The sequence below is a fragment of the Cupriavidus sp. 01T418 genome (genome assembly GCF_056398885.1).
Genome location: NZ_JBFTQG010000035.1, coordinates 14,533 through 28,676 on the forward strand (window position 1 = coordinate 14,533; position 14,144 = coordinate 28,676).

Here is a 14,144-nt window from a genome sequence, read left to right on the forward strand (position 1 = left end):
TTACTCCACCGTGACCGACTTGGCGAGATTGCGGGGCTTATCCACATCGGTACCGCGCGCGCACGCGGTGTGATAAGCCAGCAACTGCAGAGGCACCACATGCAGGATCGGCGACAGCATCCCGTAGTGCTCGGGCATGCGAATGACGTGCAGGCCAGGCGCACTGCTGATCTTGCTATCCGCATCGGAAAAGACGTAGAGTTCCCCGCCGCGTGCCCGCACTTCCTGCAAGTTGGACTTCAGCTTTTCCAGCAGTGCGTCGTTGGGCGCGACCACTACCACCGGCATTTGGTCCGTAACCAACGCCAGTGGCCCGTGCTTGAGCTCGCCCGCGGCATAGGCTTCGGCGTGGATATATGAGATCTCCTTCAGCTTCAGCGCCCCTTCGAGCGCGATCGGATAGTGAATGCCACGCCCGAGAAAAAGCGCGTTCTCCTTGCGCGACAGCGATTCCGCCCAGGCAATGATCTGCGGCTCCAGCGCCAGCACGCCGTTCAGCGCTGCCGGGAGATGGCGCAACTGCTCGAGCATCAGTGCCTCCTGCAGAGCAGGCAGCAGGCCGCGCTGCCGGGCCAGCGTCGCCGCCAGCACGAACAGCGCCACCAACTGGGTGGTGAAGGCCTTGGTGGAGGCAACCCCGATCTCGGCGCCGGCCCGGGTCAGGAAGTGCAGGTTCGCCTGGCGCATGATGGCGCTGCCAGGCACATTGCATATCGCCAGCGCATGGCGATGACCAAGCTCTTGCGCGTGCTTGAGGGCAGCCAGCGTGTCCGCCGTCTCGCCCGACTGCGAGATCACCAGCACCAGCGTGTCGGGATTCGGCACGCTGTCGCGATAGCGGTATTCGCTCGCGATCTCCACGCTGGTTGGCATCCGCGCGATCGATTCCAGCCAGTACTTGGCCGTCAGGCCCGAGTGGTAGCTGGTGCCGCAGGCGAGGATCAGCACCGAATCGATGCCGGCGAACACACTATCGGCGTGCGCGCCGAACAAGGCTGGCGCGAAACCTTCCAGATGCTCGGTGGAGTCGGCGATCGCGGCCGGCTGCTCGAAGATCTCCTTTTGCATGTAGTGCTGATACGGACCGAGGTCGACCGCGGCAGCGCTTGCGTCCAGCTCGCGTATCTCGCGGCGGGCCGGCTTGCCGTTACTGTCGATGATCGAGACCCCATCGCGTGCCAGCGATACCAGGTCCCCCTCTTCGAGGTAGATGAAACGCTGCGCGTGGCCGGCCAGTGCCATGGTGTCCGAGGCAAGGTAAGTGCCATCGCTTCCCAGGCCGACCACCAGCGGCGATCCGGAGCGCGCGCCAACCACGAGATCCGGCTGCTGCCGCGTGAACACAGCAATGGCATAGGCACCGTGCAACTGCTGCAGCGCTAGTTGCACGGCCTTGCACAGGTCCCCGCCGCCGTCGTGGTGATAGCAGTGGTGCACCAGATGCGCGATGACCTCGGTGTCGGTCTGCGATTCGAAATCGTAGCCACGTTCCCTCAGTTGCTCGCGCAGGGCTTCGTGATTCTCGATGATGCCGTTGTGCACCAGCGCGAGATCGCCGCTGGAGAAGATCGGATGCGCATTGTGCGTGAGCGGCGCGCCGTGCGTTGCCCAGCGCGTGTGTGCGATGCCGACGGTACCCTCCAGCTGCGTTTGTTCCACCTGTTCAGCAAGGTTCGCCACGCGCGCCACGCTGCGCGCCCGTCGCGGCTCGCCATCCTGCACCACGGCAATGCCGCAGGAATCGTAGCCGCGATATTCCAGACGCCGCAATCCTTCCAGCAGGACCGGTGTCACATTACGTTGAGCAACTGCGCCGACAATGCCACACATGATGATCTTCCGCAAAAAAACAAAGCTGTTTCATAAAAGCCTCACGCGACGGCCGGCAGGCCGCCGGCGCGAGGGATGCTCCGCTGCTGGTCAAGCCAGTTCGTGCTGCAGTGGTGCAACGTGCGAAATCAGGCCATCTTCGTCGTGATAGGCCACCAGGCGGCGTCCGGTGCCCACCGAGAGCACCACATCCCTGGCCAGGTCGAGCGTCGAGATCGGCGCTGTCCGGGAAGGTTGTTTCGCACCCGACGCACTCTTGCCGAGGCGGCGCACCAGCGTCCACACCGTGAGCGTCAGGGCCATGCCGAGTATGGCCAAGGCATCGGGCATGACCTCCTTGAGCGAGAACTCGGTACTTCCCGCCGTGGCTACGCACCAGTAGATGTAGAGCGCCGCCGTGGCCCAGATAGCCGCCACCAGCAGGGGCCGCGCCGCCCGGTACCAGATATAGCGGCGAACCGCCTTGCCTCGCGCGTGGTGCTGCAGATGCTGCTGCAACGTGGCGCTGGACGCATCAATGATTGGCTCTTTCATGTCTCACTCCTCCTCAAATACGCTCTTCAAGCTGACCGGCATAGGACGATACCGGCACGGGTGACCTTGGTGGCGTGGACACGGGAGCGTCCTCGCGGATGCCGCGGTCGGGGCTGACCCACCTTGCCCGGGTGCGGCGCTGGTGCAACAGCACGCTGGGCAGGGCGATCACCGAGGCGACCATGCTGATGGTCCAGAACGCGACCGGGTACCAGATCGTGTCAAGGAAGTAGCGCAGCAGCCTGGTGTCGTAGCAGCGATCGATGACGCAGCCGACCAGGATCTGCACGCAGCAGGTCAGAAAGAGAAAGACGCCTGCTCCGCGCGGCATGCCGGCGAAACGCCAGGCTTCGGGCAGGTCGAACAGCGCGGTCGCGGCCGTCATCACCAGGGTGAACAGCATGCAATAGGCCCAGATCACGCTAATCGAATACTCGAGAAAGATCGGCCACATCATCGGCTTGTTCTTGGTGACGATTGGCGCCGCATACTTCTGCAACACCTGGATGCCACCACGGGCCCAGCGCAGGCGCTGTTTGAACAGCCCCTTGAGCGTCTCCGGCATCAGGATCCAGCTGAGCGCGCGCGGCTCGAAATGCAGGCGCCATCCATTGACTTGCAGCTTCCAGCTGATATCGATGTCTTCGGTCAGCATGTCGGAGCTCCAGTAGCCCACGCTGCGCAGTGCACTTTTGCGGAACATGCAGATCACGCCGGAAACAGTGAGCAGGCGGCCGTACATCTCCTGGGTCCGCTTGATCAGGCCCACGATGGACGAGAACTCCCCGACCTGCATGCGGCCCAGCAGCGAGGTACGCGTGCGGATGCGGGGGTTGCCAGTGACGGCGCCAACCCCCGCGTCGCGCAGGAAGTGGCGCAGCATCCAGCCAATCACCTCATGGTCGAGTAGCGAGTCACCGTCAATGCACAGCAGGTACTCGGCATCGGTCAGCAAGGCCGCGGTGGTCAGGCCAATGGCCTTGCCCTCGTTGTTGTTCTGGTGGATCACCAGCAATTGCGGGTACTGATCGATCAGTTCGTTGAGGATGTCGCCGGTAGCATCGCGGCTGCCGTCATTGACGGCGATGATGTTGTAGTTCGGATAGCGCAGCTTGGCCAGGTTCGCGATCACCTCGCGCACATTGTCTTCCTCGTTGAAGCAGGGCACGATCACCGAGACCTTGGGGCAATCGAGCAGCACGTCGGCCCGCGATTTTTTGCGCTCCTTTCTCTCGATGAGGAAATAGTGAAGCAGGCCACCGGTCATCCATAAATAGGACATGAGCAGTGGATAGTAGAAGACGAAATTTGAGATCAGACCCGCCGTGTTTTTCATGATGCCCCCTCACCTGATTGCTATCGGTTCTTGACCTAGACCTTCATGCCGTTGCGCGGCCGCACCAGGTTCTGCATGGACATGATGTCCCGCAGCACCGCCAGGTCTGGCTGGTTCACCATGAACTGGTCGGGGCGGTAGCCGAGGTGTTTCACGCCAGCCATGCGCAGGCGCTGCATCTGCTCGCGCAACGCGGTACTGGCGATCGGCGCCTGGTTACGGCCGTCGAGTGTCTGCAGGGCGAAGATGGTCTTCGGCAGCGCTCCCGGATGCGCGCTCACGGCACGTGCCAGGCTCTCCAGCCATGCCGTGGAAGGCGGGCCGCCGTCGGCATCGGCATAGGCCATCAGGTTGACGAAGTCGTAGTGCGCGGAGAACGCCTCGATGTCCTGGGCTAGCCGCATGCTCGCGTCGGGACGCAACACCGCGTTGGCAGGCAGGCTGCGCACCGTCAGGACATTGCCTCCGCCCTGGTAGTCCTTGACCACGTCCCCGAGCTGGTGTGTGAAATCGATCAGGTACTGGAGCTTGGCGCCCGACCAGCGCTGCAGCAGATCGGGGTTGGCGCGGATCGTTGCGAGATCGCGCGGCAGGCCCCAGTCGGCATAGGCGGCAAGCGCTGCTTCGCTGGCATCCTCGACATCGCTCAGGCTCGCATCCGCGCCAAACACGATGCCGTTCAGACTGGTGTACCTGCCCAGGTCATAGTAGATATCGCGGATCACGCCACGAGCGAGCGGGTCGAAGGGGCTGAGCCGTTGCCGCTGGCGCGGATCGAAGGGGGTGGGCGGCGCGCCCGCCAGCGCCGCGACCAGCCGGGACGAAGCCGGATGGCCCGTGGGCAGCTTGTAGGCAAGCACAGGCAGCGCCGCGTAGACCTGTACGCCGGCGCGGGTGATCAGTTGCCACGCTGCGCGCGAGAACAGGTCGGCCCGGACCGGCATGTGGCGGTTGGGGAAGTACAGCGCCTGGGCGGTGCCGCTGCCGTCGGGATCGTAATAGGCTTGCAGATAGACCGATTTCGGCTCGAGATCCTTGATCCGGTCGATCAGCCGCGACAGCCTGGCTTCCTGGCGGTCTGGATTGGGATCGTACACGTCGTCGAGCGCGACATTGACTACGCGTTCGACCGGCTGGTTGTCCCCGCGATAGGCCGATTGCTGACGGAACTGGCTCATCATGACGCCCGCATCCCAATCGTAGGACACCAGCAGGCGCCTGATCTTGGTCAACGGCACCTCCGGGGTATTGGGGCCGTCGTCCAGCGTGAAGTGGACGTTCATGCCGAGCTTGTGCGATGCGCCGATCAGCGCCGCGTTGTACATGCCATAGGGCCAGACCATCGAGCGCACCTTGATGCCGGTGTTGGCCTGGATCATGCCGGAGCACGTCTTCAGGTCGCTACCGACCCGGTCTTCGTATTCCTGGTCGGTTTCGTAGCGCTTCAGGTCGGCAAAGTACAGGTGCGCGCTGGCCGCGGGTAGTTCATTGCCCTGAGGATTGGCTACCGCGCCGTGGTGCAGATCGTGAGTGTGCGAAGCGATTTCCACCAGCCCGGACTCGGCCATCTCGCGCAGGTTGGCCCAACTCATGAAGTAGCCTGGCGCCATCACCGACTTATGGCTGATGCGCACCGGATCGTCTTGCGGCGTATCGGTCCAGCGCGACACCACGGCCACCAGGGCGGGATAGTTGTACTGCTGCAGCAAGGGAAAGGCCTTGGTGTACTGGCTCTTGTAGGCATCGTCGAAGGTCAGCAACACGGCGCGCGGCGGCAGGCGCGCGCCGCCGTTGCGCGATGCGATGATCTGGTCGACGCTGACCGGGTGGAAGTCGTTGCCCTTGAGCCAGGCGAAGATATTGTTGAGCGTAGCGGTACTGATGGCGCAGGTGTCCGCCACTGTTCCCACATCGGCACGCAGGTCGTCGCGGATATCGTGGAACGCGAGGACGCGGAAAGTCAGGCCGTCGTCGCGGTCCTGCGGCGGCAGCAAGGACAGGCCGTAGCGGGCGTGCACGCTATGGGTCACCGACAGCGCGCCGGCGAGCCCGATGAATTTTCGGCGATTGAGCTTGTTCATGATGACCTATAGGGGAACGTTTAGATTGAGGTAGATCAGCTTGGTCGTTTCGCGATTCGAGTCGTAGCGCCTGCTGCCGACGCCGATTCCGTAGGTGAGCGAAGCCTTGCGGCCAAGTTGCCAGAACTGTTCGAGGCGAGCCTCCCACAACATGCTGTCGCCGATGCCGTCCTGCCGATAGCCGCCCGCGGTGACGTACACGCGCTGGCTGAACGACCTCTCCGCATAGCGCCAAGGCGTCCACTGGTACATCGAGCGCAGTTGCGCGGTGTAGTCGCGCCGCGGATTGAAGTAAGCGGTGCCATTCAGCGTGTTGCTGCTGGAGCCCACGTCGAGYCAGATCGAGACCTGGTGGCGCGGCTGGTTCAGCAGCCGCTCGTACCAGGTGCCCAGCCACTGCTGGTGAAAATTGGTATCGCTGTAGCGCGACGCGCCATAGGCCACATTGAAGTAGCGGGCATCGTCCTGTGAATAGCGCCCCGACGCCGTGGCGGTGCGGCCAGTGACGCCAGCCTGGTAGGCCTTCCAAGGCAGCGTGTTATCGTCGGAATCGACGCCGGCGCCGAAGCGCCAGTGATCGGTGGGCTGGAAGGCAAGCGTGCCGGAGCCGCCGGTCTTGGCCTGGCCACCGGTGGACTGATGCAGCTCGGCGGCGGCTTCCCATCCGTCGCGCCGGAAATCAGCGCCCAGGCCATTGCGTATGCGGCTGATGCTCTGGCCATCGCCGGTGTCGCCATGTCCCGAGTACTGGTGCGCAAAGACACGCCAGTAATCGGCCATCGGCGACGAGTAGAGGCGTGTGTCAACGCTCCAGGCATGATCCGCCAGGACCGCGTTGCCGCGCTCGCCAATGGCGTCGATGATCAGCTGCGGGCGCTCGTAGACGCGGTACTCGCGCTGGAAGTTCTTGACGCTGTTGTTGTCGGGAAAGTAGCCGTCAAATACTGCCGCGACCGCCTTGGCCTGGTCGTACTGATGCAGTTGCAGCGCGGTCTTGCCAATCCCCACCAGGCTTTCGATATCGCCGGGGTGGTCGGCCTGCGCCTGGCGGTAGATGCTCTGCGAGGCGTAGGGGCGCGCCAGCACCAGGGAGCCGTCCGCGCGGGCGGTCAGGAGGGAAGGATCGAAGGGGGCATCCTTGCGAAGGGCATCCAGCGCCTGGAGGCCCTCTTTTACTTGATTGGTGTAGAGCAGGTATTGGGCCTGCAGCTTCTTGACGCGGCCGTATTCCGGATTGGTCTTGTCGGCGTCTTCGGACAGCTCGTTATGCGCCGGCGTGTTGCGTGCCATCATTGCCACCAGCTCCCGCGCCGCTTCGTAGTGCCCCTGGTCCAGGTAGGCAAAGAACAGGCTCTCCTGCACATCCGGCAGCGAAAGTGCATAGGGCTCGGTGGTCTCTTTCAGGGGCTCGACCGCCGTCTGCAAGGACTGTTCGTAGGCGCGCGCGGCGAGGTCGGGCTTGTCGAGATAGGCGTAGGCATCGCCCGCGGCGACATAGGCAGAGGCAGGCAGCGCCTCCGGTGCCTGCGAAAGCTGCTCGTACAGCGCCGTTGCCTCCTTCATGCGGCCACGCACGGACAGCGCCGTGAGGCGGTCGGCCTGGGCCGCGCGCCTCACCCCGTTGTATTCGTCCTCGGCGGGAATCCGCGCCAGCAGCGCGTCAGCCGCAGCCAGGGCGCCGTCGGCCGGGACCAGCCGATCCGGGTCATTGGAAGCACTGGCTTGCTGTCGGGCCCAACGGATTTGCTGCGCAACGACAAGGTGCTCCAGCAGCAGCAGGTCGCGGGGCGCAAATACGTCCGGGCGCGTGGCGGCCTGTTCCAGCGCCAGCTTCGGAGAACCGCCTTCGGCCAGGGCGAAGATGCGCTCCCTGAGGCGGTCTTTCTCGTTTGCCGGCGCCGGCTGTTCCACCCTGGGCGCCGGTTGGGCTCGCCGCGCTGGCGGCCTGGCGGTTTCCGCGGCGCAATGTTCGCGAGCGAACAGAGCCAACAGGACTGCTGTGGTCTTGAGCGCGGTCCGCAATCGCTGGCGGCGCTTTTGAGATGCGTTCACGTGTGAATCTCCCCCGGATTACTGCTGCTGCGAGCGAAACATCCCCCTTGGGAGGCGGCATATCCTTGCCGGCATCCGTGCAATGAAACGAGAGGGATGGCCATCAACCGGCTTTCCGAATGGCTTCGTCGCAACGCAACGAAATCACCTAGTCCGCCGGAACATGTCCGTGCTGAAATCGACCAGATATCAAGGCGCCGCCGGATCGTCACCAGCTACACCTTGTGCTTCCCGTTCAAGGCCGTCGCGCCTGCAACCCGTGGCGCTGCGGCGGCGTGAACCGCTTTCATGCGTATATTTGTTCGTCTATGCGCTCTATCTCGCGACCGCCGCTCAGGCGACCGGTCCTTTCCCGTGCATGTCAGAGCTCGCTTCTTCACGCGTTCTTGCGTGCCGTGTCGTCGTCCTTGTGCAGTGCATTATTTGGCAATCAAGCACTAAGGCGACAGTCGCCAGAAGCACTAGGGCGCACCCGGCCAGAAGTGGGAGACGATCTAGTCCCATTGCCCCGCGCGCTGTCATGGAGAGGAAACAATTGCATGCCAAAGGGGTGTACGGCAGGGATGAGTACCCTTGAAGCGTGCGCTCAGGTGTGATGGCCTGGGCTGGGGCAAAGGTGGGGGTATTCGTACTTTTGGTGCCGCGAGAGCAGCCGAAGCGACAGGTCACTGGACGGATGCCGAACGAGAGTGGGCTGTTGCGTTCGCCCAGGTCGGGGGCGGAGTGCCGAAGGCGCCAGCCGATTTGAAATCGAGCGCGCGGAAGCGATCACCTGGACCCGCATCCAGATGGCCGAGCAAGGGCTGAGCCTGGGCGACTCGCAGGCGGCGGACGATCCAGGTGGAACATTTCCCGGTGCCCATCGCGAGGGTCACGGGGCGCGTGCGAAGGGGCGTTCCGATTTGAAATCAGACTGTTAGCGAATGATGCGGCGGTTTTTCACGATTAGGCACAGTTGCCGGTTTGCGCCTCAGTCGTTCGCGCCGTTGGCTGCGGCCTTCTGTGCCAGGCGATGCTCAAGATAGTGAATATTGGTGCCACCTTCAACAAAATTGGCGTCCAACATCAGCTCCCGGTGCAATGGCACATTGGTCTTGATACCGTCCACCACCATTTCCGACAATGCGATGCGCATGCGCGAGATGGCCTGCTCGCGTGTAGCGCCGTGAGTGATGACCTTGCAAATCATCGAATCATAGTTGGGCGGCACGAAATAGCCGGAGTAGGCGTGCGAGTCGATCCGCACGCCGGGGCCGCCTGGCATATGCCAGGAAGTAATGCGGCCCGGCGACGGTGTGAACTTGAACGGATCTTCGGCGTTGATGCGACACTCGATAGCATGACCATCCGACTGCACGTCCTTCTGTCGCCAGCGCAGTTTCTCGCCAGCGGCGATATGGATCTGTTCCTGGACGATATCGATTCCGGTAACCATCTCTGTGAGGGTGTGCTCCACTTGCACTCGGGTATTCATCTCCATGAAGTAAAACTCATTGTTCTCATAGAGGAACTCGAAGGTGCCCGCGTTGCGATAGCCGATCTTCCTGCAGGCTTCTGCACAGCGCTCACCGATACGCTCGATCAAGCGGCGCGGAATGTGTGGTGCTGGCGCCTCCTCGATCACTTTTTGATGGCGCCGTTGCATCGAACAGTCGCGCTCTCCCAGCCAGATGGCTTGCTTGTACTGATCGGCCAGGATCTGGATCTCGACGTGCCGGGGGTTCTCCAGGAATTTCTCCATGTAGACCTCCCGGTTGCTGAAGGCCCGACCGGCTTCCTCGCGCGTCATGGTGACGGCGTTGATCAGCGCGGCCTCGGTGTGCACCACGCGCATGCCGCGGCCGCCGCCACCGCCGGACGCCTTGATGATGACCGGGTAGCCTACCTGGCGCGCGATCGCGATGATTTCTTTGGGGTCGTCAGGTAGCGCGCCTTCCGAACCCGGCACGCAGGGCACGCCGGCCTTGATCATGGCTTGCTTGGCCGCCACCTTGTCGCCCATCATGCGGATGCATTCGGAGGTCGGGCCGATGAAGACAAAGCCGGATTGCTCCACGCGCTCGGCGAAGTCGGCATTCTCCGCGAGAAAGCCATAGCCGGGGTGGATGGCCTGCGAGTCGGTGACCTCGGCAGCCGAAATGATGGCCGGCATGTTCAGGTACGACTGAGGCGACGGCGCGGGACCGATGCAGACGGCTTCGTCGGCCAACTTGACGTATTTGGCGTCCCTGTCGGCTTCCGAATACACCACGACAGTTTTGATGCCGAGCGCACGGCAGGCGCGCTGAATGCGAAGGGCGATTTCACCGCGGTTCGCGATTAGGATTTTTTCAAACATAGTCACTCTTTGCGAGAAATCAGCCGATAAGGATAAGGGGTTGGCCAAATTCCACTACCTGTCCATTTTCGACCAGGATTTCTTTTACGACACCGGCTCTGTCGGATTCGATTTCGTTGAGCAGCTTCATCGCCTCGATGATGCAGATCGTTTGTCCTTCCTTGATTACGTCCCCCACATTGACGAACGGTGCCGCGCCCGGTGACGAGGCCCGGTAGAGCGTACCAACCATGGGTGAGGTTACCGCGTGGCCATCCGGCAAGCGCGGTGCAGCTGGCTCCACCGGGGCCACGCCGGCAACGGGGGCTGCAGGGGGCGCTGCCTGCGCAACGGCGACAGCCGGCTGCGATGGCAGACTCATCGGTGCGGCTATGATCTGAGGCGCTGCTTTGACGATACGCACAGTGCCGTCGCTCTCGCTGACTTCGAGCTCGGAGATGCCGGACTCGGCCACCAGGTCGATGAGCGTTTTCAACTTGCGCAGGTCCATCTTTTATCCTCCTGAATCGGGTTGTTCGGACGTCGCCGCAGTGACGGCCTCGTCCGGTAGAAAGCTTTGTAGCCGGCAGATATTCCCGCCTTCGGTGCACGCGCCTTGAGGGAAAATGGCGCACAGCGTGCGCCATATGCTGGTAACAATAGATGCTAGGCCGCGGATCCGCGGCAACAATTGCGTCTATCAGGAGCAAATCCAGCGACGATAGCCAACTATGACGCCGGATCCCACGGACTTCCCGAGAAGGCAATGTCAGTTCGGCAGGCGAACCTCAACCAGCTGCGGCGCAGACTGATGCTGCGAGAGCATTGCGTGTAATTCGCTGGTGTCGGCAAGGACATCACTCTGCGAATGCGCAGCAGAGTGCAAATCGGCTTCCACACCTTGGCAACAGAATAGGGCTACTACTGCCTAATCTGCGGAAATAGCCGGCGAGTATCGTGAAGGGCTGGCTTCTTGCTCGCGATCCAGAGCCTTCCCCAAGCTTGGCACTCTTCGATTGCAGGCGAAGAATTGTGACGAGTGCGTCGGTCGCATGGCGCGACCACCGCCCAACGAGCAGGCGGGGAAATTATCATAGATCAAACGTATTTGTCTAGAGAAAAAATAAGATGTGAAGCATTCCAGATTTTCCAGGGGTTGGATTCGACGCTTCGATATTAACAAGGTCGCAATGGAAACTTGCGCCGACGATGCGGCAAGCCTACAGAACAGCAGCTGATATGTGATTGATTCGACGATTTTAAAAAAGACGGGGTACCGCAACGGTACAAGTCTTTTGGCTGGACCGCAGTGAGTTTTTTCCTGCCACCCTTGCCAATCCAGCCAAAGCGAATCCCAAGCCGCGACGGTTTGGGATCTATCATAGACAGGTGGCCCGATGTGTTTGTCGGATATCCCGGCAACTCGGCATCCTGCAACAAACCTTGCGGTTTGACTTTGGTGCCAAACCGTGTTTTTGCCTGATAGGCCATGCTTGATCAATAGACTCCGAAATGATCCGAAAAAATCCGCGCGGCGATCTTCCTGTTATCCACGAGCGTGCGTTCGTCGACCCGACAGCCATCATTTGTGGCCGCGTCATCGTGCAAGAGAATGTTTTCATCGGTCCCTACGCCGTGATTCGTGCCGATGAGGTGGATGCCAACGGGGATATGGAGCCGATCATTATTGGCGCCAACTCCAATATTCAGGACGGCGTTGTCATTCATTCCAAATCCGGCGCCGCAGTGACCATTGGTGACCACACGTCGATTGCACACCGCGCAATCGTGCATGGACCGTGCAAGGTAGGTAGCCGAGTCTTTATCGGCTTCAACAGCGTGCTGTTCAACTGCACCGTCGGCGACGGTTGTGTCGTTCGGCACAACGCCGTGGTCGACGGCTGCGTGTTGCCTGGTGGCTTCTACGTCCCGTCAACCGAGCGCATCGGTCCAACAACAGACCTTGCCAAGATTCCCAAGGTCACGGTACAGGCATCCGAGTTCTCGGAAGATGTAGCGCGAACCAACAATGAGCTGGTCCAGGGCTACAAACGATTGCAAAATGAGTTTTGATTATCCGTTTCAGCGCAGAGGGGGCGGGATCGTTGGTGAGCGTCTTCGCCAAAAAAGTACGGTCCTCGTTCCGGAATTGCGGATTGGCCGTATCTCCATTAGCGCATTGGAAGTGCTGCCAGTTGTCTCTTGGTTGGATCAATAAGAACGCGAATTATGGATTTCCGGAGTCCAGATCCAATGTCTATCCCAAGACGGCGGTCTGGAGATAGATGCGAAAGCAGGGCGTAGAACCAAAAGCCGATCCGATGTTGTTTCCGCGTTGATGCATCCTCTAAATTCCCCACTGAACCTCGCCATTCGATCTGACTGGGAGGCCCGCCTACGGCTGCGTTTTGCCGAGCGCGGAGAGCGTACTGCCCTGGTCGAACGGCGCCATTTCGGCCCACTGCTGGTACAGAAGCCGCTGTACCCGGAAGGAGGGATATGTCACGTCGCGATGTTGCATCCGCCATCCGGCATCGCCGGCGGTGACGTGTTGGCGATCGACGTTGAATTCGAGCCGGGTGCACATGCGGTGTTGACTACGCCGGGAGCAACCATTCGCATGATGTGCACCTGACTGGATCGTGTCCACGATCCCGCCGAAGTCCTCTGGTGGGCAAGGCCCGCAACCGGCCACGCAACGTGGCGGCCGGCGACGCTAGGCGAAGCGCTTGCGCTGAATCTCGTCGGCGGCGCGGTGATACCCGGCCTCCAGCGTGGCAATGATAGCCGCCACGCTCTCGCTCGCGTCGATGGACCCGCATCCGTGGCCGGCTCCGCGAATATCGCGCCATACCTTCACGTTGCCGTCCCCCGTGCTGCGGTATTTGCTGGTTTCCTCGCTGAACGGCGGCAGGTTGTCGGGGTCCAGGTTTGCCTTGAGCAGGCTTGCCCTGAGGTAGTTGCCGTACACCCCGGTAAAGGTGTTGCAGTACACGATGTCGGCGGCCGCGCTCTGGATGATCTCTTCCTTGTACACATCGCTCACGCACGATTCCTGCGCGGCGAGGAAACGTGTGCCCATGTACGCGAAATCCGCGCCCATGGCCTGCGCGGCCAGCACGTCGCCGCCGGTGGAGATGGCGCCGCCGAGCACGATGATGCCATCGAAGAAACGTCGCACTTCGTTGATCAGGGCGAACGGGCTGCGGTCCCCGCCCTGGCCGCCGGCGCCCGCGGCCACCAGGATCAGGCCATCCACGCCCATCGACGCGGCCTTCCTGGCATGCCGCACGTTGGTCACGTCATGCAGCACCAGTCCGCCGTAGGCATGGACTTCCTGGATGACTTCCATTGGCGGGGCCTTCAGGCTGGTGATGATGATGGGCACCTGGTGCTGCACGATGGTGACCAGGTCTTTTTCCCAGCGCGTGTTGAGCTTGCTCATGACCTGGTTCACGGCGAAGGGCGCGACCTTGCGCTCCGGGCCCGTCCGCTGCGCGGCGCAGAGGCGCTCGCGAATTTCGGCGATCCAGTCCGCAAGCTGCTCCTGCGGGCGCGCATTGAGCGCCGGGAAGGCCCCCACGATGCCGTTGATGCATTGCTGGACCACCAGTTCGATGCCCGAGCTGATAAACATCGGGGACCCGATGATTGGCAGGCGAAGCGCGTTGTTCAGCGCAGACGGAATGGTCATGGAATCTCCTTGGGGGGATAGAGAGGCAGAGAGAACGGGTCGAAAAACTATACGAGCGGTGCGCGGGCCGCGTCCAATGCGCGTTCACGCTTTAATGATGCGAACCTCGCATGAATGCGCCATGAGGCCTGCCCGCCCACAACCTCATCGTTCGCGCATTGATTCCACTCTCACATCAATAAAGCCGGAACCGTCATTGGACGCTCCCGGATCGATATGAAATAGTTTGCGCCGGGACATCTCGCCGCAAGCGGGGCGCCCACGGACCACAACAATAACGATGGCAGGAGGAGATTTCGA

10 protein-coding genes and 1 pseudogene are annotated in these 14,144 nt (G+C 61.8%); 3 read left to right on the forward strand and 8 right to left on the reverse strand.

Annotation, left to right across the window (positions count from 1 at the left end):
* The 5 genes from glmS to pgaA all read right to left on the reverse strand — a co-directional run bounded on the left by glmS (position 1) and on the right by pgaA (position 7,833).
* Positions 1–1,830, reverse strand: coding sequence for a glutamine--fructose-6-phosphate transaminase (isomerizing) (gene glmS / locus AC1DQ3_RS26315; protein WP_477123098.1), 1,830 nt, complete (start codon positions 1,828–1,830; stop codon positions 1–3).
* Positions 1,831–1,920: 90 nt separating this feature from the next.
* Positions 1,921–2,364: a hypothetical protein gene (locus AC1DQ3_RS26320; protein WP_477123099.1), complete on the reverse strand. Its 444-nt coding sequence runs from the start codon at positions 2,362–2,364 to the stop codon at positions 1,921–1,923.
* Between the two features lie 13 nt (positions 2,365–2,377).
* A complete protein-coding gene (gene pgaC, locus AC1DQ3_RS26325; RefSeq protein WP_477123100.1) occupies positions 2,378–3,700 on the reverse strand; it encodes a poly-beta-1,6-N-acetyl-D-glucosamine synthase in 1,323 nt (440 codons plus the stop codon).
* Between the two features lie 35 nt (positions 3,701–3,735).
* Positions 3,736–5,781, reverse strand: a complete 2,046-nt coding sequence (pgaB, locus tag AC1DQ3_RS26330) for a poly-beta-1,6-N-acetyl-D-glucosamine N-deacetylase PgaB (protein WP_477123101.1) — start codon at positions 5,779–5,781, stop codon at positions 3,736–3,738.
* A gap of 6 nt (positions 5,782–5,787) precedes the next feature.
* Positions 5,788–7,833, reverse strand: coding sequence for a poly-beta-1,6 N-acetyl-D-glucosamine export porin PgaA (pgaA, locus tag AC1DQ3_RS26335; protein WP_477123102.1), 2,046 nt, complete (start codon positions 7,831–7,833; stop codon positions 5,788–5,790).
* A 96-nt stretch (positions 7,834–7,929) separates the two neighbouring features.
* Here pgaA and AC1DQ3_RS26340 point away from each other — a divergent pair, with 96 nt between their 5' ends.
* The gene (locus AC1DQ3_RS26340; RefSeq protein ID WP_477123103.1) at positions 7,930–8,112 is read left to right on the forward strand and encodes a hypothetical protein; all 183 of its coding nucleotides are present in this window, start codon (positions 7,930–7,932) and stop codon (positions 8,110–8,112) included.
* A 691-nt stretch (positions 8,113–8,803) separates the two neighbouring features.
* Here the strand turns inward: AC1DQ3_RS26340 and accC are convergent.
* A complete protein-coding gene (gene accC / locus AC1DQ3_RS26345) occupies positions 8,804–10,171 on the reverse strand; it encodes an acetyl-CoA carboxylase biotin carboxylase subunit (protein WP_477123142.1) in 1,368 nt (455 codons plus the stop codon).
* Positions 10,172–10,190: 19 nt separating this feature from the next.
* Complete coding sequence (accB, locus tag AC1DQ3_RS26350; RefSeq protein WP_477123104.1) at positions 10,191–10,661, reverse strand: acetyl-CoA carboxylase biotin carboxyl carrier protein; 471 nt, start codon at positions 10,659–10,661, stop codon at positions 10,191–10,193.
* Positions 10,662–11,662: 1,001 nt separating this feature from the next.
* Here accB and AC1DQ3_RS26355 point away from each other — a divergent pair.
* The gene (locus AC1DQ3_RS26355; RefSeq protein WP_477123105.1) at positions 11,663–12,223 is read left to right on the forward strand and encodes a gamma carbonic anhydrase family protein; all 561 of its coding nucleotides are present in this window, start codon (positions 11,663–11,665) and stop codon (positions 12,221–12,223) included.
* A gap of 265 nt (positions 12,224–12,488) precedes the next feature.
* Positions 12,489–12,764: pseudogene (locus AC1DQ3_RS26360) on the forward strand (urease accessory protein UreD); the annotation flags it as partial.
* A 102-nt stretch (positions 12,765–12,866) separates the two neighbouring features.
* On the opposite strand, the gene AC1DQ3_RS26365 reads toward AC1DQ3_RS26360, so the two are convergent.
* Positions 12,867–13,844: an NAD(P)H-dependent flavin oxidoreductase gene (locus AC1DQ3_RS26365; protein WP_477123106.1), complete on the reverse strand. Its 978-nt coding sequence runs from the start codon at positions 13,842–13,844 to the stop codon at positions 12,867–12,869.
* Positions 13,845–14,144 lie beyond the last annotated feature (300 nt).